Here is a 17,266-nt window from a genome sequence, read left to right on the forward strand (position 1 = left end):
GGTGCGAATTTCTTTCTCACCTTGGGGTTAAGTTGTACTACCCCTTTTCCCCCAACGGGTTGCGGCGGGCCCTTCTTACCCCGCCCCGGCCTTCCGCATTCCCGCCCCCGTCACGCCGCCGTGCGCAGCTCCGGCCGCAGCGGCCACGACGGGTCCACCGTCTCCGGCGTGCCCTGCCGGGTGAACCAGGCCTGGAGGCCCCGCGCCTGCGCCGCGTGCCACACCGCCTGGAGCGTGTGGAGTTCGGCCGGCGTCAGCCGCTCCAGGCGGGACGAGAAGCGCCGCGCCACCGCCCGTACGACATCCATCGCCGCCGTCGCGTCCGCCGCCGCGTCGTGCGCGCCCGCCAGCTCCACCTCGTAGTGCGCGCACAGGTCCGTCAGCGTCCTGCGGCCCTTCCGGTACCGGTCCAGGTGCTTGTCCAGGACCCGCGGGTCGAGGACCGTCAGGGGGCTGCCCGCCGTGTAGTTGCCCAGCGACGACGCCCGGTGCCGGCGCAGCTCCCGGTCCAGGATCGTCAGGTCGAACGGCGCGTTCATCACCACCAGCGGCCGCCCCGCCGCCGACTGCTCGGCCAGCGCGCGGGCCAGCTCCTCCATCACCGGGGCCGGCCACCGGCCGTTCCGCTGGAGGTGATCGTCCGTCAGGCCGTGGACCGCCGTGGCCCCCTCCGGCACCGGTATGCCGGGGTTGACCAGCCAGCGCGTCACCCGCGGGCGCGCCCCCTCCGTGTCCTGGACGACGAGGGCGGCCGAGACGATCCGGTCCTCCTCGACGTCAACTCCTGTGGTCTCCGTGTCGAAAGCGGCCAGGGGCCCTTCGTACCAGTGCATCGACATCCCCGAACTCCCTGCACACGTGCGGCAGATGGCCAACCCCCTGCCCCGAAACGGTGATACCCGGACTGTTTGCGTCGTACGCGGACCGGTCACAACACAAGGGACGGGGAAGGAAGAAGACATGGCGCTCGCCCAGCCCGAGTCGGGAGGGCTGCCGCCCCAGCGGGTGGCACCGACGCGCGGCTCACTCGCCACCACCGCCTGCATGGAGACCCTTCAGGTGGGATACCTGCACGCCGTCGCCGCCGCGGCCGGCTGCTCGCTGTCCCAGCCCTTTCCGGACAACGGCATCGACTGGCACGTGAGCCACAGCGCTCCCGGGCACACCGTCGACGACGAAGTGACCATCAAGGTGCAGCTCAAGTGCACCTACCAGATACCGCCCCGCCCGCCGGGGAACGCGTTCTCCTTCACCCTCGACAACGACCACCTGGTGAAACTCGCCCGGACGCCGGTGTCCGTGCACAAGATCCTGGTCGTGATGCTCGTCCCGAGGGCGCAGGAGGACTGGCTGAGAGCGAGCCACGACCGGCTCGACCTGCGGCACTGCTGCTACTGGATCAACCTGGCCGGACACCCGGTCACGGGACGGCGCCGGACCACCGTGCGCATCCCGACGACACGGATCTTCGACGACCGGGCGCTCTGCGAGATCATGACCCGGGTCGGCGTGGGAGGGAGACCTTGATGCACCGGCCGATCGACGAACCCGGGTTCGGGCACGAGGGGGACGGGGCCGGCCACGGCCCCGTCCCCCCGCCCTACCGGCCCCATCCGGCGCCCGGCGAGACCCCCGGGCCCTGGACCGGGATCCCCGCCCCGCCCATCGGGCCCTGGGCCGACACCCAGGGGACACCCGACCCGGGCAGGGTCGACCCGCGGGTCCTCGGCGCCCTGCTCGCCCGACACGGCTGGCGGCGGCGCGGCGGCGCCGTGGGCCGCTACAGCCGCTGGACCCCGCCCGGCAGCGGCACCGGCACGAGCCTCCTCGTCCCGGAGAGCCGCGCCTTCCCGGACTGCGAGGACCTGCTCGGCGAGGCGCTCACCGCCCTCGCCCGCAGCGCCACGCCCTCCGCCCGCGAGGTCCTCACCGGCCTCTCCGTGCCCAGCGACGAGATCCGCTGGTGGCGCGACGTGCCCCCGGGACCGGCCGGCACCGTCCCCTGGACCGTGCAGGAGCAGCTCAGGTCCGCCGCCCGCCAGCTCCTCCTGGCCGGTGCCCTCGCCGTGCGCGGCCGGGCCGGCTACTACGGGGCCCGGCACCGGCGCGCCGCCCAGGCGTCCCTGGAGACCGTGGTCGTCGGCGCGGCGCCCGGCGGCCGCGGCCTGACCGCCTTCCTGCCGGTCGAACCGGGCCGCCCGATCGCCGTCCGGCTGTACCACGCGCTGTACGCGGCCCGCGAGGCCGTCGACTACCAGCGGGCCACCGGCGGCATGGAGGCCTTCGACGCGGCCGTCGAGGCGGGCGTCAGCCGCGAGCTCACCGAGGCGCTCGTCGCCCTCGTCCGGGGCACCGAGGGCGCCCGCGTGGCCCTGGAGTGGGCCCCGGCCGCGGGGGCGCCCGAGGGGTGCGCCGCCCGGCCCGAACCGGTCGAGTTCTCGCCCGGCGACCTGCCCGCGCTGCGGGAGGCCAGTGCCCGCTATCTGACGGACGAGCCCTCCGTGCCGGTCCGGCTGACCGGCGCCGTGGTCCGCATGCGCCGCTCGGGGCCGCGCGGCGAGGGGATCGTACGGCTCCGGGTGCTCGGCGGCGCCGAGGTCCCGCACGTCCGGGTCGCCCTCGACGAGGAGGCGTACCGCACGGCCGGCCACGCCCATCTCGTCGGCCTCCCGATCCGGGTGGTGGGGCGCCTGGAGAGCCGGGGCGGCTTCCGCCGTCTCACCGACGCCACCGGGGTCGTCCCCGTCCAGGTCGACGAGACCGAACGGGACCGGCTCCTCAAGGCCCTGCACGAGAACCTCGATTTCTTCGAGGAGGCCTGCGGCCCGGAGGAGGAGTAGGGGCGGGGGAGCGGAGGCACGGGAATCCCTTGCGCGAGGGGTGCGAACCGCTCGGTAAGATCGGTGACGACGCGGCACCTCGTCTCTGCCGCGCGTCGCCGGCGCCGGCACCTCGTGTCTGCCAGCGCCCTTATGTATGGAGTACCCGTGTCTGATGTCCGTGTGACCGTCCAGTCCGCCTCGGAGGCAGAGGAGAGGGCGGTGAGCGCGGGCACCACCGCCGGCGCCCTGTTCGCCGACGACCGCACCGTCATCGCCGCCCGCGTGGGCGGCGAGCTGAAGGACCTGTCGTACGTGCTCGCCGACGGCGATGTCGTCGAGGGCGTCGAGATCTCCTCCCCGGACGGTCTCGACATCCTGCGCCACTCGACCGCGCACGTCATGGCCCAGGCCGTGCAGGAGCTCTTCCCCGAGGCCAAGCTGGGCATCGGCCCGCCGGTCCGGGACGGCTTCTACTACGACTTCGACGTCGAGAAGCCCTTCACTCCCGAGGACCTCAAGGTCATCGAGAAGAAGATGCAGGAGATCCAGAAGCGCGGCCAGCGCTTCGCCCGCCGCGTGGTGACCGACGAGGCCGCCCGCGAGGAGCTGGCGGACGAGCCGTACAAGCTGGAGCTCATCGGCATCAAGGGTTCCGCGTCGACCGACGACGGCGCGAACGTCGAGGTGGGCGGCGGCGAGCTGACCATCTACGACAACCTGGACGCCAAGACCGGCGAGCTGTGCTGGAAGGACCTCTGCCGCGGTCCCCACCTGCCCACCACCCGGAACATCCCGGCGTTCAAGCTGATGCGCAACGCCGCCGCCTACTGGCGCGGCAGCGAGAAGAACCCGATGCTCCAGCGCATCTACGGCACCGCCTGGCCGTCGAAGGACGAGCTGAAGGCGCACCTCGACTTCCTCGCCGAGGCCGAGAAGCGCGACCACCGCAAGCTGGGCAACGAGCTCGACCTCTTCTCCATCCCGGACGAGATCGGCTCCGGCCTCGCGGTCTTCCACCCCAAGGGCGGCATCATCCGCCGGGTCATGGAGGACTACTCGCGCAAGCGCCACGAGGAGGAGGGCTACGAGTTCGTCTACTCGCCGCACGCCACCAAGGGCAAGCTGTTCGAGAAGTCGGGCCACCTGGACTGGTACGCCGAGGGCATGTACCCCCCCATGCAGCTCGACGAGGGCGTGGACTACTACCTCAAGCCCATGAACTGCCCGATGCACAACCTGATCTTCGACGCGCGCGGGCGCTCCTACCGTGAGCTGCCGCTGCGCCTGTTCGAGTTCGGCACCGTGTACCGGTACGAGAAGTCCGGCGTCGTCCACGGTCTGACCCGGGCCCGTGGCTTCACCCAGGACGACGCGCACATCTACTGCACCCGTGAGCAGATGGCGGAGGAGCTCGACAAGACCCTCACCTTCGTCCTGAACCTGCTCCGCGACTACGGTCTGACCGACTTCTACCTGGAGCTGTCGACCAAGGACCCGGAGAAGTTCGTCGGCTCGGACGAGGTGTGGGAGGAGGCCACCGCGGTCCTCCAGCAGGTCGCCGAGAAGCAGGGCCTCCCGCTCACCCCCGACCCGGGCGGCGCCGCGTTCTACGGCCCGAAGATCTCCGTGCAGGCGCGGGACGCCATCGGCCGCACCTGGCAGATGTCGACCGTCCAGCTCGACTTCAACCTGCCGGAGCGCTTCGACCTGGAGTACACCGCCCCGGACGGCACCAAGCAGCGCCCGGTCATGATCCACCGCGCGCTGTTCGGCTCGATCGAGCGGTTCTTCGCCGTGCTCCTGGAGCACTACGCGGGCGCTATGCCGCCGTGGCTGGCCCCGGTCCAGGCGACCGGCATCCCGATCGGCGACGCGCACGTCGACTACCTGCACGAGTTCGCCGCCAAGGCGAAGAAGCAGGGCCTGCGGGTGGAGGTCGACTCCTCCTCGGACCGGATGCAGAAGAAGATCCGGAACGCGCAGAAGCAGAAGGTCCCCTTCATGATCATCGCGGGTGACGAGGACATGGCCGCCGGCGCCGTCTCCTTCCGCTACCGCGACGGCTCGCAGGAGAACGGCATCCCCGTCGACGAGGCGATCGCCAAGCTCGCCAAGGTCGTCGAGGACCGCGTCCAGGTCTGACGGCCTGAGCCTTCAAGGGGCTCCCGGGGAATCCCCCGGGGGCCCCTTCTCGTCCTCCCGGGTGAACGCCTGGATCAGCCAGGACGAGAACGAACCCGTCACCGCGCCGAGCAGGGCGAGCCCCACGCCCATCATGCCCACCGCCGTGAGGCGGCCCATCGGGGTCACCGGGGTCACGTCGCCGTAGCCCACCGTCGCCAGGGTCGCGCAGGCCCACCACACCGCGTCCCCGAAGGTGCGGATCGTCGCGCCCGGGGCGGTGTACTCGTAGTGGTAGACGGTCAGCGCCCCCGCGAAGCCCAGCAGGCTCGCCGTCATGCCCGCGTACGCCATGACCCGGGCGTAGAGCGTGAGCCGGGGCTTGTCGCGGCGGCGCTGCACCCGGTCGTACACGCTCACCACCCGGAGCGGGCGCAGCAGCGGCAGCACCACGACCGCCGTGTCGAGGAAGTGGTGGCGCATGAAGCGGAACAGGCCGAGACCGCTCAGCCTGACCCGTACGACATAGTCGACGATGAAGACCGCCCAGGCCATGTAGGTCAGCGCGAGACACAGGTCGCGCAGGGGCCCCGCCAGGCCATGGCCCAGGATCCGCACCGCGTAGGCGGCGAGATAGACCAGGGCCATCACCGTCAGCGGGGTCTCCATCCGGTCGTCCCAGCGTTCCTGCGCGGGCGGGATCAGCGGGCTGTCTCTCATCCGATCAGCATGGCCGCTGCATGGATCTTCCGCCCCGGCGACACGTTCCGAACGGACGACGCAATATGCTGCTCAGCATGACGACTGAGCCGGAGCAGCAGATCGGAGTGGGGACGCAGGACGCGTTCCAGCGCCTGTGGACGCCTCACCGGATGGCGTACATCCAGGGCGAGAACAAGCCGACCGGGCCGGGGGCCGAGGACGGCTGTCCGTTCTGTGTGATTCCGTCGAAGTCGGACGAGGACGGTCTGGTCATCGCGCGCGGCCAGGGCGTCTACGCGGTGCTCAACCTCTACCCGTACAACGGCGGTCACCTGATGGTCGTCCCGTACCGCCACGTCGCCGACTACACCGACCTCGACGAGGCCGAGACGGTCGAGCTCGCCGCCTTCACCAAGCGGGCGATGGTCGCGCTGCGGGCGGCCTCCGGCGCCCACGGCTTCAACATCGGCATGAACCAGGGCGCCGTCGCCGGCGCCGGCATCGCCGCGCACCTGCACCAGCACGTGGTGCCCCGCTGGGGCGGGGACACCAACTTCATGCCGGTCGTGGGGCACACCAAGGTGCTGCCCCAGCTGCTCGCCGACACCCGGAAGATGCTGGCCGACGCCTGGCCGGCCACCCTCTGAGACCCCCGGATCCCGTGGAGGACCCGGGTCAGGCGTCGTAGACGTCGGCCTTCTTCGGACCCGGGTCCTGGATGCCGCCGCTGAGGACGAGCGAGCGGTTGGTGAAGCGCTCCGTCTCCACGTTGTGCTCGTCGAGCACCTTGAGCGTCGCGGCGTGGACGGCCCGCAGCACGGGCGTGGCCATGCGGATGGCGTCGTCGGCCATGAACCGGTTCTTCCACAGCGGCCCGGCCCAGACGTGCCGCAGGCCGAACGGCTCGGGCAGCGTCATCTTGCCGCCGAGGAACTCCAGGACCGGCGGGTACCAGGTGAGCGGGGCGCGGACCGCGAGCCGCACGATGTCCTGGGTCGTCAGCAGCGGCTGCTGGATCTCCTTCGTCTCCCAGAAGCGGACGGTCTTCGAGACCTCCTTGGTCTTCGCCTTCGGCTTCGTGGTGAACAGGCCGTGGACGGGGCCGAGCGCGTGGCCGGTGACCTCGATCCGGAGCGTGTGGTGGAGCGAGGTCACCGTCACCATCATCGTCAGGACGAGATTGCCGTCCCAGAGGGTGAACTGCACACCGAGGTAGTGGCGGTTGCCCGCGCCGAACTGCTGGTCGTTGCAGATGCGCTGTATCTCGTGCGGCTTGACCTGGTAGTGGACGATGTTGTCGCCCTCGGGGCGGGTGACCTCGTCGGCGCCCTCGCCGACCGGGGAGACGATCCAGTGCTTGACGGTCGGCTTGGGGAAGCCGGTCTTCAGCGAGCCGCGCTCCAGGAGCGCCAGCTCGTCGTGGATCCTGCGGATGACGTCCCAGGCGCGGAAGGCGTGGAGTTCCTTGCCGGCCTGCGGGACCAGCTCCTCGGCGAGCGTCCAGCTGCCCCAGCGGGTGCCTAGGCCGAGGATCCCCTTGGTACCGGCGTAGAAGACGATGTTCGACTGCTGCTCCGCGGAGAGCTTCTCCAGGTTGACCCGGAGCGCCTCCGCCGACTTCTCGCCCGGGTCCTGCGGGACGGACTTCGGGACGTGGGGGCCGATCCCGCCGCCGCCGAGCAGGCCGGACCAGCGCTCGCGCAGGTCGACGGCGGCCTTCAGGCAGATCCGGCTCGCGAGGTACCAGCCGACGACCGGGGCGACGACCATCGCGCGCAGGTAGTTCGGCAGGATCCCGTTGAAGGGCAGCTTGATCAGGACGAGCGCGGCGAAGATCCCGGCGGCCCAGAGCAGGGCGGTGCCGATGGCGCCGTTGCGCTTGTTCTCGGAGCCGGAGACGAGCCGGCGGAGCTGGATGACGCCCAGCCACAGCAGCAGACCGGGCAGGAACAGGACGCCGCAGAAGAAGGTGACCAGGGTCAGCTTGACGTCGCGCTGCCGGCGCAGATGGGTGGCGGCCAGGCAGTGCTCGACGACCGGCTGCGGCTCGGCCCCGAAGGACTGGATCAGGGCCTTGCGGGCGCCGCCGAGCATCCGGACCTGCACCGCGCGGGAGAAGGCCTCGCCGAGGTCGGGGCTGAAGAGCCCCCACTTCCCCTCCTTGACCGTGGTCTTGTAGAGGTCGTTGTCGGCTTCCTGGATCGTCTTCAGCGGACTGTCGCGGTACGCGGCGGACGCGAGCGCGTTCGTCGCGCCCGTGCCGCCTCCCGTGCTCTGGAGGGGGATCTGTGCCCCGGGTCCGAAACCGTCGATCGCCACTGCCGCCCCCATCGCGCGCGAGTACCTGTGCGGGCTGTTCCCAACTGCCGCGCCCCGCACACCTTCTGAGCTGGGCACCACAGCGTAACCGGGTACGACCGGATGCGTCACTGCCTGTGGATGGTGACGGCCGAATGACGTCCGCCCGGCGAGTGCCGGGCGGACGTGGGCCCCTGCCCCTCCGTCAACTAGGAGCCATTTTCGGCCTGTTCGCGGATCTTCTCCGCCAGGTGCGGTGGCATCGGCTCGTGCCGGGCGTACGTGCGGTCGAACCGGCCGGTGCCGTGGGAGATCGAGCGCAGGTCGATCGCGTACCGCCCGATCTCGATCTCCGGCACCTCGGCCCTCACCACGGTCCGGCCCGGACCGGCCTGGTCGGTGCCGACGACCCGGCCGCGCCGCCCCGACAGGTCGCTCATCACCGGGCCGACGTACTCGTCGGGGACGAGGACCTCGACCTGGGCGACCGGCTCCAGGAGATGGACGGGCACCTCGGCGGCCGCCTCGCGCAGCGCCAGCGCCCCGGCGGTCTGGAAGGCCGCGTCGGAGGAGTCCACCGAGTGGGCCTTGCCGTCCCGCAGGGTGACCCGGATGTCGACGAGCGGATGGCCGGTCGCAAGGCCGCGCGCGGCCTGCGCCCGGATCCCCTTCTCGACCGAGGGCACGAACTGGCGCGGGACCGCCCCGCCGACCACCTTGTCGACGAACTCCACGCCACTGCCCGGCGGCAGCGGCTCCACGTCGATCTCGCAGATGGCGTACTGGCCGTGGCCGCCGGACTGCTTGACGTGCCGGCCGCGGCCCGAGGCGGGGCCGCCGAAGGTCTCGCGCAGCGCCACCTTGTACGGCACGGCGTCCACCTGCACCCCGTAACGGCCGCGCAGCCGCTCCAGGGCGACGTCCTGGTGGGCCTCGCCCAGGCACCACAGCACCACCTGCCGGGTGTCCTGGTTCTGTTCGAGCCGCAGGGTCGGATCCTCGGCGACCAGCCGGGCGAGGCCCTGCGAGAGCCGGTCCTCGTCGGCCTTGCCGTGGGCCTGCACGGCCAGCGGTAGCAGCGGCTCCGGCATGGTCCACGGCTCCATCAGGAGCGGATCGTCCTTGGCGGAGACGGTGTCGCCGGTCTCCGCGTGGCCGAGCCGGGCGACACAGGCGAGGTCCCCGGCGATGCACTCCGCCAGCGGGCGCTGCTGCCGCCCGAACGGCGAGGTCAGCCCGCCGATCCGTTCCTCCGCCTCGTGGAGTTCGTGGCCGTCGCGGGACCCGTCGGCGAGGCCGTGACCGGAGACGTGCACGGTCTCGTCGGGGCGCAGGGTGCCGGAGAAGACCCGGACCAGGGAGATCCTTCCCACATAGGGGTCGGCGGCCGTCTTGACGACCTCGGCGACCAGCGGCCCCTCGGGGTCGCAGCTGATCGCGGGCCGGGAGCGGCCGTCGGGGGTCGTGACGGCGGGCGCCTCGTGCTCCAGGGGCGAGGGGAAGCCGCCGGTGATCAGCTCCAGGAGTTCCAGGGTGCCGAGGCCCTGCGTGCCGCCGTCGGCGGCGGGAGCGGCCGCGAGCACCGGATGGAAGGCGCCCCGGGCGACGGCCTTCTCCAGGTCGTCGACGAGGGTCTTCATGTCGATCTGCTCGCCGCCGAGATAGCGGTCCATGAGGGTCTCGTCCTCGCTCTCGGCGATGATCCCCTCGATGAGCCGGGCCCGGGCTTCCGCGATGAGCTCCCGCTGTGCCTCGTCCGGCGGGTTCTCCCGGCGGACCCCGGAGGAGTAGTCGAAGATCCGCTCCGACAGCAGGCCGACCAGGCCGGTCGCGGGCGCGTGCCCGTCGGCGCCCTCGGCGCCGCGCACCGGCAGATACAGCGGGAGGACGGCGTCGGGGTCGTCCCGGCCGAACAGCCCGGCGCAGACGGCGGTGAGCTCGGTGAAGTCGGTGCGGGCCGTGTCGAGGTGGGTGACGACGATGGCGCGCGGCATCCCGACGGCGGCGCACTCCTCCCAGATCATGCGCGTGGACCCGGCGACGGCGTCGGCCTCCTGGGCGGCCGAGACGACGAAGAGGGCCGCGTCCGCCGCGCGCAGACCGGCCCTCAGCTCCCCGACGAAGTCGGCGTACCCGGGGGTGTCGAGGAGATTGATCTTGTATCCGTCCCAGCCGACCGGGACGAGCGAGAGCTGTACGGAGCGCTGCTGGCGGTGCTCGATCTCGTCGTAGTCGGAGACGGTCGCGCCGTCCTCGACCCGACCGGCCCGGTTGACCGCCCCCGCGGTCTGCGCGAGGGCCTCGACGAGGGTCGTCTTGCCCGATCCGCTGTGGCCGACCAGCACCACGTTCCGCACGGCCGAGGGCCGGTCGGCCGTAGGAGCCCTGCCGGCGGCTCCGGCGGGGGTCTTCGCCTTGTCACCCATGATGTTTCCTCCCGACTGCTCGCACGGTGCGGCGGGACGCGGGCGCGGGGGAGTGGTGTGTCGCGGTACGGCTCCAGCGGTGCCCGCGGTGGTCCTTCGAGCTTTGCACCGACGCCAGGAAGCGTCCATACGTCGTACCTCCCGGAGGCTCCGGGAGGGACGCCGACGCGGCGGAGCGGGTGCCCGCCCGTAGCCCGGGACGCTCGTGGCTACGATGGGTGAGCCGGTGGTCATAGGGGCCGCGCGGCCAACCGAACCTCGGGAAGGCCATGCTGAACAAGTACGCGCGTGCCTTTTTCACGCGTGTCCTCACACCGTTCGCCGCGTTTCTGCTCCGCAGGGGCGTCAGCCCCGACGCGGTCACGCTCATCGGCACGGCGGGGGTGATGGCCGGTGCGCTGGTCTTCTTCCCCCGCGGAGAATTCTTCTGGGGCACGATCGTCATCACCCTGTTCGTCTTCTCCGACCTCGTCGACGGCAACATGGCCCGGCAGGCGGGGATCTCCAGCCGCTGGGGCGCCTTCCTCGACTCGACGCTCGACCGGGTCGCCGACGGCGCGATCTTCGGCGGCTTCGCGCTCTGGTACGCCGGCAAGGGCGACGACAACATCCTGTGCGCCGTGTCGATCTTCTGCCTCGCGAGCGGCCAGGTCGTCTCGTACACCAAGGCCCGAGGCGAATCGATTGGCCTGCCCGTCGCCGTGAACGGCCTGGTCGAGCGCGCCGAGCGCCTGGTGATCTCGCTGGTCGCCGCCGGCCTCGCCGGCCTGCACACGTTCGGCGTGCCCGGTGTCGAGGTCCTGCTCCCGATCGCCCTGTGGATCGTGGCCGTCGGCAGCGCCGTCACGCTGGGCCAGCGGGTCGTGACCGTGCGCAGGGAATCGGCCGAGGCGGACGCCGCCACGGCCGGGGGCGGCGGGGCGGCCTCGTGAGCACCCTCAAGGAACGACTGAGCGACGGTCTCTACGGTGCCGGCTGGGCGACCGTGAAGAAGCTGCCGGAACCGGTGGCGACGGGCCTCGGCCGGAAGATCGCCGACCTCGCGTGGAAGCGGCGCGGCAAGAGCGTCCTGCGCCTGGAGTCCAACCTCGCGCGCGTGGTGCCGGACGCCACGCCCGAGCGGCTCGCCGAACTCTCGCAGGCCGGCATGCGCTCGTACATGCGGTACTGGATGGAGTCCTTCCGGCTGCCGACCTGGAGCAAGGAGCGGGTCGAGCGGTCCATCGACATCAAGGACCGCCACTATCTGGAGGAGGGCCTCGCCTCCGGGCGCGGCGTCATCCTCGCCCTGCCGCACCTGGCCAACTGGGACCTCGCGGGCGTGTGGGTGACCCGCTCGGTCGGCGTGCCGTTCACCACGGTCGCGGAGCGGCTCAAGCCGGAGTCGCTGTACGACCGGTTCGTCGCCTACCGCGAGTCCCTCGGCATGGAGGTCCTGCCGCACACCGGCGGCTCCGCCTTCGGCACCCTCGCCCGGCGGCTGCGGGCCGGCGGCCTGGTCTGCCTGGTCGCCGACCGCGACCTGTCGGCCTCCGGCATCGAGGTCACGTTCTTCGGGGACACCGCCCGGATGCCGGCCGGCCCGGCGATCCTCGCCCAGCAGACCGGCGCGCTGCTGCTGCCGGTGACGCTCTGGTACGACGACACGACGGTCATGAAGGGCCGGATCCACGCACCGATCGACGTACCCGAGTCAGGTACGCGGGCCGAGAAGACGTCCTTGATGACACAGGACCTGGCCGACGCCTTCGCCGGCGGCATCGCGGACCACCCGGAGGACTGGCACATGCTGCAACGACTGTGGCTCTCGGACCTGGAAGAGCGGGAGGAGCCGGGCGCGTGAAGATCGGGATCGTCTGTCCGTACTCCTGGGACGTGCCGGGCGGCGTCCAGTTCCACATCCGCGACCTCGCCGAGCACCTCATCCGGCTGGGCCACGAGGTCTCCGTCCTCGCCCCCGCCGACGACGACACCCCGCTGCCGCCGTACGTCGTCTCCGCCGGCCGGGCCGTCCCCGTGTCCTACAACGGCTCCGTGGCACGGCTCAGCTTCGGCTTCCTCTCCGCCGCGCGGGTCCGCCGCTGGCTGCACGACGGGACCTTCGACGTCGTCCACATCCACGAGCCGACCTCCCCGTCGCTCGGGCTGCTCACCTGCTGGGCGGCACAGGGGCCGATCGTGGCCACCTTCCACACCTCGAACCCGCGCTCGCGGGCCATGATCGCCGCGTATCCGATCCTCCAGCCGGCCCTGGAGAAGATCAGCGCCCGCATCGCGGTGAGCGAGTACGCGCGCCGGACGCTGGTGGAGCACCTGGGCGGCGACGCCGTCGTCATCCCGAACGGCGTCGACGTGGACTTCTTCGCCCGCGCCGAACCGAGGAAGGAGTGGCAGGGCGAGACCCTCGGCTTCATCGGCCGCATCGACGAGCCGCGCAAGGGCCTGCCCGTCCTCATGCGAGCCCTCCCGAAGATCCTCACCGAGCGGCCGGAGGCCCGTCTCCTGGTGGCCGGACGCGGTGACGAGGAGGAGGCGGTAGCCTCGCTCCCGGCCGGGATGCGCTCGCGCGTCGAGTTCCTCGGCATGGTCAGCGACGAGGACAAGGCGCGGCTGCTGCGGAGCGTCGACGTGTACGTGGCGCCCAACACCGGCGGCGAGAGCTTCGGCATCATCCTCGTCGAGGCGCTCTCGGCCGGCGCGCCGGTCCTCGCCTCCGACCTGGACGCCTTCGCGCAGGTCCTCGACCAGGGGACGGCGGGCGAGCTCTTCGCCAACGAGGACGCCGAAGCGCTCGCGGACGCCGCGATCGCGCTCCTCGGGGACGCGCCCCGGCGCAAGGAGCTGAGCGCCCGGGGCTCGGCCCATGTGCGGCGCTTCGACTGGTCGACGGTCGGGGCGGACATCCTCGCGGTGTACGAGACGGTGACGGACGGGGCGGCGGCGGCGGTGGACACGGACGAACGCACGGGCGGCCTACGAGCCCGCCTGGGCCTGTAGGACCCGCACCCTGCTGGGCGGTGCCTCCTCGCGTGCGCGTGTGGGGCCCGCACCCACGTGGGCGGCGCCTCGGCCCACCGCCCGTGTGGGGCCCGCGCCCGGCTGGGCGGTGCCCCGGCCCACCCGTTCCGCCCCTTGCGGAACGCCTGCCCACAACGGGGGCGCGCGGGCATGGTGGCTGCATGGAGACGATCACCCGGCTAGACCTCGGGTACTTCACCCGCCCCGCCCACGAGTGGCACGGCCCCCACGCGCGCGTGGAACCCGTTCTCGGGTATCTCGTGCGCCACGCGGGCGTGCGGCTGCTCTTCGACACCGGCATGGGGACCGGGTCCCCGGAGACCGACGCGCACTATCAGCCGGTCCGGCACCCGCTGACCGTCGGCCCCGAAGACGTCGACCTCGTCGTCAACTGCCACCTGCACTTCGACCACATCGGCGGCAACCAGCGGTTTCCCACGACACCCGTCCTCGTCCAGCGCACCGAGCTGGCCACCGCCCGCGCCGGCGGGTACACCATCGACTCGCTCCTGCCCGGCGTCCGGTACGAGGAGCTCGACGGCGAGCACGAGATCGCGCGGGGCCTGCGCATCGTGCCGACGCCCGGGCACACCGAGGGCCATCAGTCCCTCCTCCTCGACCACGGCGACCGCGTCACGGTCCTCGCGGGGCAGGCGTACGACTTCGCCCACGAGTTCGGCAGCCCGTACCTCCCCTGGCTCGACCGGCTCGGCGAGCTCGCCGACGGCCGTCCCGCTCGTGTCCTGTTCGCCCATGACCGTGACCTTTGGGAAGGGGTGCTGCCCCCGCCCCGGTAGCCTGTGCGCCCGTGACCGAAACCCTGATCTGGACCGTCGTCGCGCTGATCCTCATCGGCGTCTATCTGAGCTGGACCGCCGGGCGGCTCGACCGGCTGCACTCGCGCATCGACGCCGCCCGCGCCGCCCTGGACGCGCAGCTCCTGCGCCGGGCCTCGGTCACCCAGGAGCTCGCCACCTCCGGCGTCCTGGACCCCGCCGCCTCGATCGTGCTGTACGAGGCCGCGCACGCCGCCCGGCAGGCGGAGGAGGACCAGCGCGAGGTCGCCGAGAGCGAGCTGAGCCAGGCGCTGCGGGCCGTCTTCGGCGAGCCGGAGCAGGTCGAGCTGGTCCGCGCGGCGCCCGGCGGCGAGGAGGCGGCGGGGGAGCTCGCGCAGGCCGTCCGCCGGGTCCCGATGGCCCGTCGTTTCCACAACGACGCCGTCCGGGCGGCCCGCGCCCTGCGGCGGCACCGCAAGGTCCGCTGGTTCCGGCTCGCGGGCCACGCGCCCTTCCCGCTGGCCTTCGAAATGGACGATGAGCCGCCCGTGGCCCTTGCCGATCGCCCGGCCTGACGCCCGTAGCCTGGGAAAACGATCCACCGGGTCCACATTGGCCCTTGATGTGGACCGCAGGTGGCCTGTTTCCTCATCTTGTCGTCAACCCCCGTTGTCACGAGTGAGGTATCCGTGTCCACCACGCCTTCCACCACCTTCCAGTCCCCCGAGACCGGCACCGCGCGCGTGAAGCGCGGCATGGCCGAGCAGCTCAAGGGCGGCGTGATCATGGACGTGGTCAACGCCGAGCAGGCCAAGATCGCCGAGGACGCCGGCGCCGTGGCCGTCATGGCCCTGGAGCGGGTCCCCGCGGACATCCGCAAGGACGGCGGCGTCGCCCGTATGTCCGACCCGAACATGATCGAAGAGATCATCGGCGCGGTCTCCATCCCGGTCATGGCCAAGTCCCGCATCGGCCACTTCGTCGAGGCCCAGGTCCTGCAGTCCCTCGGTGTCGACTACATCGACGAGTCCGAGGTCCTCACCCCGGCCGACGAGATCAACCACTCCGACAAGTGGGCCTTCACGACCCCCTTCGTCTGTGGCGCCACCAACCTGGGCGAGGCCCTGCGCCGCATCGCCGAGGGCGCGGCCATGATCCGCTCCAAGGGCGAGGCCGGCACCGGCAACGTCGTCGAGGCCGTCCGCCACCTCCGCCAGATCAAGAACGAGATCGCCAAGCTGCGCGGCTTCGACAACAACGAGCTGTTCGCCGCCGCCAAGGAGCTCCGCGCCCCGTACGAGCTCGTCAAGGAGGTCGCCGAGCTCGGCAAGCTGCCGGTCGTGCTGTTCTCCGCCGGTGGTGTCGCCACCCCCGCCGACGCCGCGCTCATGCGCCAGCTCGGCGCCGAGGGCGTCTTCGTCGGCTCCGGCATCTTCAAGTCGGGCGACCCGGCCAAGCGCGCCGCCGCCATCGTGAAGGCCACCACCTTCTACGACGACCCGAAGGTCATCGCGGACGCCTCCCGCAACCTGGGCGAGGCCATGGTCGGCATCAACTGCGACACCCTCCCCGAGTCCGAGCGCTACGCGAACCGGGGCTGGTAAGCACCCATGAGCACGCCCGTGATCGGTGTCCTGGCCCTCCAGGGCGACGTCCGGGAGCACCTGATCGCCCTGGCCGCGGCTGACGCCGTGGCCAGGCCGGTCCGGCGTCCCGAGGAACTCGCCGAGGTCGACGGTCTGGTCATCCCCGGTGGCGAGTCCACCACGATCTCCAAGCTGGCCGTCCTCTTCGGCCTGATGGAGCCGCTGCGCGAGCGCATCGCCGCCGGCATGCCCGTGTACGGCACCTGCGCCGGCCTGATCATGCTCGCCGACAAGATCCTCGACCCGCGCTCGGGCCAGGAGACCTTCGGCGGCATCGACATGATCGTCCGCCGCAACGCCTTCGGGCGGCAGAACGAGTCCTTCGAGGCGGGCGTCACCGTCGCGGGAATCGACACCCCCGTCGAGGGCGTCTTCATCCGCGCCCCGTGGGTGGAGTCCGTCGGCGCCCAGGTCGAGGTGCTCGCCGAGCACGAGGGCCACATCGTCGCCGTACGTCAGGGCAAGGCCCTCGCCACCTCCTTCCACCCCGAGCTCACCGGCGATCACCGGATCCACGAGCTGTTCGTGGACATGGTGCGCGCGGAACGGTGACACGATCCCGGTAGGATCTCTGGGGTTCGTTCAAGATGTTGGTTACGCGAAGGAGACAGGCAGATGTCCGGCCACTCTAAATGGGCTACGACGAAGCACAAGAAGGCCGTGATCGACGCCAAGCGCGGCAAGCTCTTCGCGAAGCTGATCAAGAACATCGAGGTCGCGGCCCGCACCGGCGGCGCCGACCCCGAGGGCAACCCGACGCTCTACGACGCCATCCAGAAGGCGAAGAAGAGCTCGGTCCCCAACAAGAACATCGACTCCGCGGTCAAGCGCGGTGGTGGTCTTGAGGCCGGCGGCGTCGACTACGCCACGATCATGTACGAGGGCTACGGCCCGAACGGTGTCGCGGTGCTCATCGAGTGCCTCACCGACAACCGCAACCGTGCCGCCTCGGACGTCCGCGTCGCCATGACCCGCAACGGCGGCTCCATGGCCGACCCGGGCTCGGTCTCGTACCTGTTCAACCGCAAGGGCGTCGTCGTGCTCCCCAAGGGCGAGCTGTCCGAGGACGACGTCCTGGAGTCGGTGCTCGAGGCCGGCGCCGAGGAGGTCAACGACCTCGGCGAGTCCTTCGAGATCATCAGCGAGGCCACCGACCTGGTCGCGGTCCGTACCGCCCTCCAGGAGGCCGGCATCGACTACGACTCGGCCGAGTCCAGCTTCGTCCCGACCATGCAGGTCGAGCTCGACGAGGACGGCGCGCGCAAGATGTTCAAGCTGATCGACGCCCTGGAGGACAGCGACGACGTGCAGAACGTCTTCGCCAACTTCGACGTCAGCGACGAGGTCATGGAGAAGGTCGACGCCTGATCGCGGACCTTCCGAGCAGCGGGCCGACGGGGACACACCCCGTCGGCCCGCCGTCGTTGTCAGTGGCCCCCCTTAGCCAGGGGCCGCAA

At 71.4% G+C, this 17,266-nt stretch carries 16 protein-coding genes; 12 read left to right on the forward strand and 4 right to left on the reverse strand.

Annotated features, from left to right (window positions below):
- Window positions 1-110: 110 nt before the first annotated feature.
- Window positions 111-839 carry an exonuclease domain-containing protein gene (locus tag ACWGN5_RS39630; RefSeq protein ID WP_453523291.1) on the reverse strand — a complete coding sequence of 243 codons (729 nt, stop codon included), beginning with the start codon at window positions 837-839 and terminating at the stop codon, window positions 111-113.
- A 121-nt stretch (window positions 840-960) separates the two neighbouring features.
- Between ACWGN5_RS39630 and ACWGN5_RS39635 the strand changes: the two genes are divergently transcribed.
- The 3 genes from ACWGN5_RS39635 to thrS all read left to right on the forward strand — a co-directional run bounded on the left by ACWGN5_RS39635 (window position 961) and on the right by thrS (window position 4,964).
- Entirely contained in the window at window positions 961-1,527 is a 567-nt protein-coding gene (locus ACWGN5_RS39635; RefSeq protein ID WP_453523293.1) for a DUF4365 domain-containing protein, read from the forward strand.
- Complete coding sequence (locus tag ACWGN5_RS39640; RefSeq protein WP_453523295.1) at window positions 1,527-2,840, forward strand: hypothetical protein; 1,314 nt, start codon at window positions 1,527-1,529, stop codon at window positions 2,838-2,840. The genes ACWGN5_RS39635 and ACWGN5_RS39640 overlap by 1 nt, the downstream gene beginning before the upstream one ends.
- Before the next feature lie 147 nt (window positions 2,841-2,987).
- Window positions 2,988-4,964: a threonine--tRNA ligase gene (thrS, locus tag ACWGN5_RS39645; protein ID WP_453523297.1), complete on the forward strand. Its 1,977-nt coding sequence runs from the start codon at window positions 2,988-2,990 to the stop codon at window positions 4,962-4,964.
- Window positions 4,965-4,976: 12 nt separating this feature from the next.
- Here thrS and ACWGN5_RS39650 read toward each other — a convergent pair whose 3' ends face one another.
- Window positions 4,977-5,663 carry a potassium channel family protein gene (locus tag ACWGN5_RS39650; RefSeq protein WP_453523299.1) on the reverse strand — a complete coding sequence of 229 codons (687 nt, stop codon included), beginning with the start codon at window positions 5,661-5,663 and terminating at the stop codon, window positions 4,977-4,979.
- A 65-nt stretch (window positions 5,664-5,728) separates the two neighbouring features.
- Between ACWGN5_RS39650 and ACWGN5_RS39655 the strand changes: the two genes are divergently transcribed.
- Window positions 5,729-6,292, forward strand: a complete 564-nt coding sequence (locus ACWGN5_RS39655; RefSeq protein WP_225799511.1) for an HIT family protein — start codon at window positions 5,729-5,731, stop codon at window positions 6,290-6,292.
- Between the two features lie 28 nt (window positions 6,293-6,320).
- On the opposite strand, the gene ACWGN5_RS39660 is transcribed toward ACWGN5_RS39655, so the two are convergent.
- Entirely contained in the window at window positions 6,321-7,976 is a 1,656-nt protein-coding gene (locus tag ACWGN5_RS39660) for a hypothetical protein (protein WP_453523302.1), read from the reverse strand.
- Between the two features lie 176 nt (window positions 7,977-8,152).
- Window positions 8,153-10,369, reverse strand: a complete 2,217-nt coding sequence (locus ACWGN5_RS39665) for an elongation factor G-like protein EF-G2 (protein ID WP_453523304.1) — start codon at window positions 10,367-10,369, stop codon at window positions 8,153-8,155.
- 269 nt (window positions 10,370-10,638) lie between these two features.
- Between ACWGN5_RS39665 and pgsA the strand changes: the two genes are divergently transcribed.
- The 8 genes from pgsA (at window position 10,639) to ACWGN5_RS39705 (ending at window position 17,177) form a co-directional block, all read left to right on the forward strand.
- On the forward strand, window positions 10,639-11,301 hold the full coding sequence (pgsA, locus tag ACWGN5_RS39670) for a phosphatidylinositol phosphate synthase (protein ID WP_453523306.1): 663 nt from the start codon (window positions 10,639-10,641) through the stop codon (window positions 11,299-11,301).
- Window positions 11,298-12,212, forward strand: coding sequence for a phosphatidylinositol mannoside acyltransferase (locus ACWGN5_RS39675; protein WP_453523308.1), 915 nt, complete (start codon window positions 11,298-11,300; stop codon window positions 12,210-12,212). Before pgsA ends, ACWGN5_RS39675 begins: the two co-directional genes overlap by 4 nt.
- Window positions 12,209-13,366, forward strand: coding sequence for a glycosyltransferase family 4 protein (locus tag ACWGN5_RS39680; protein WP_453523310.1), 1,158 nt, complete (start codon window positions 12,209-12,211; stop codon window positions 13,364-13,366). Before ACWGN5_RS39675 ends, ACWGN5_RS39680 begins: the two co-directional genes overlap by 4 nt.
- A gap of 182 nt (window positions 13,367-13,548) precedes the next feature.
- Window positions 13,549-14,184: an MBL fold metallo-hydrolase gene (locus ACWGN5_RS39685; protein ID WP_453523312.1), complete on the forward strand. Its 636-nt coding sequence runs from the start codon at window positions 13,549-13,551 to the stop codon at window positions 14,182-14,184.
- Between the two features lie 11 nt (window positions 14,185-14,195).
- On the forward strand, window positions 14,196-14,738 hold the full coding sequence (locus ACWGN5_RS39690; protein WP_369143180.1) for a hypothetical protein: 543 nt from the start codon (window positions 14,196-14,198) through the stop codon (window positions 14,736-14,738).
- A 114-nt stretch (window positions 14,739-14,852) separates the two neighbouring features.
- Window positions 14,853-15,767: a pyridoxal 5'-phosphate synthase lyase subunit PdxS gene (pdxS, locus tag ACWGN5_RS39695; RefSeq protein WP_184932491.1), complete on the forward strand. Its 915-nt coding sequence runs from the start codon at window positions 14,853-14,855 to the stop codon at window positions 15,765-15,767.
- 6 nt (window positions 15,768-15,773) lie between these two features.
- Window positions 15,774-16,361, forward strand: coding sequence for a pyridoxal 5'-phosphate synthase glutaminase subunit PdxT (gene pdxT, locus ACWGN5_RS39700; protein WP_453523315.1), 588 nt, complete (start codon window positions 15,774-15,776; stop codon window positions 16,359-16,361).
- 63 nt (window positions 16,362-16,424) lie between these two features.
- Window positions 16,425-17,177: a YebC/PmpR family DNA-binding transcriptional regulator gene (locus ACWGN5_RS39705; protein ID WP_453523317.1), complete on the forward strand. Its 753-nt coding sequence runs from the start codon at window positions 16,425-16,427 to the stop codon at window positions 17,175-17,177.
- Window positions 17,178-17,266: the final 89 nt, after the last annotated feature.

Source organism: Streptomyces sp. NPDC055815, assembly GCF_053616475.1.

Coding starts and splice junctions, on each gene's coding strand:
- ACWGN5_RS39630 (WP_453523291.1), bottom strand. CDS start 839: ATGTCGATGCACTGGTACGAAGGGCCCCTGGCCGCTTTCGACACGGAG.
- ACWGN5_RS39635 (WP_453523293.1), top strand. CDS start 961: ATGGCGCTCGCCCAGCCCGAGTCGGGAGGGCTGCCGCCCCAGCGGGTG.
- ACWGN5_RS39640 (WP_453523295.1), top strand. CDS start 1,527: ATGCACCGGCCGATCGACGAACCCGGGTTCGGGCACGAGGGGGACGGG.
- ACWGN5_RS39650 (WP_453523299.1), bottom strand. CDS start 5,663: ATGAGAGACAGCCCGCTGATCCCGCCCGCGCAGGAACGCTGGGACGAC.
- ACWGN5_RS39655 (WP_225799511.1), top strand. CDS start 5,729: ATGCTGCTCAGCATGACGACTGAGCCGGAGCAGCAGATCGGAGTGGGG.
- ACWGN5_RS39660 (WP_453523302.1), bottom strand. CDS start 7,976: ATGGGGGCGGCAGTGGCGATCGACGGTTTCGGACCCGGGGCACAGATC.
- ACWGN5_RS39665 (WP_453523304.1), bottom strand. CDS start 10,369: ATGGGTGACAAGGCGAAGACCCCCGCCGGAGCCGCCGGCAGGGCTCCT.
- pgsA (WP_453523306.1), top strand. CDS start 10,639: ATGCTGAACAAGTACGCGCGTGCCTTTTTCACGCGTGTCCTCACACCG.
- ACWGN5_RS39685 (WP_453523312.1), top strand. CDS start 13,549: ATGGAGACGATCACCCGGCTAGACCTCGGGTACTTCACCCGCCCCGCC.
- pdxT (WP_453523315.1), top strand. CDS start 15,774: ATGAGCACGCCCGTGATCGGTGTCCTGGCCCTCCAGGGCGACGTCCGG.
- ACWGN5_RS39705 (WP_453523317.1), top strand. CDS start 16,425: ATGTCCGGCCACTCTAAATGGGCTACGACGAAGCACAAGAAGGCCGTG.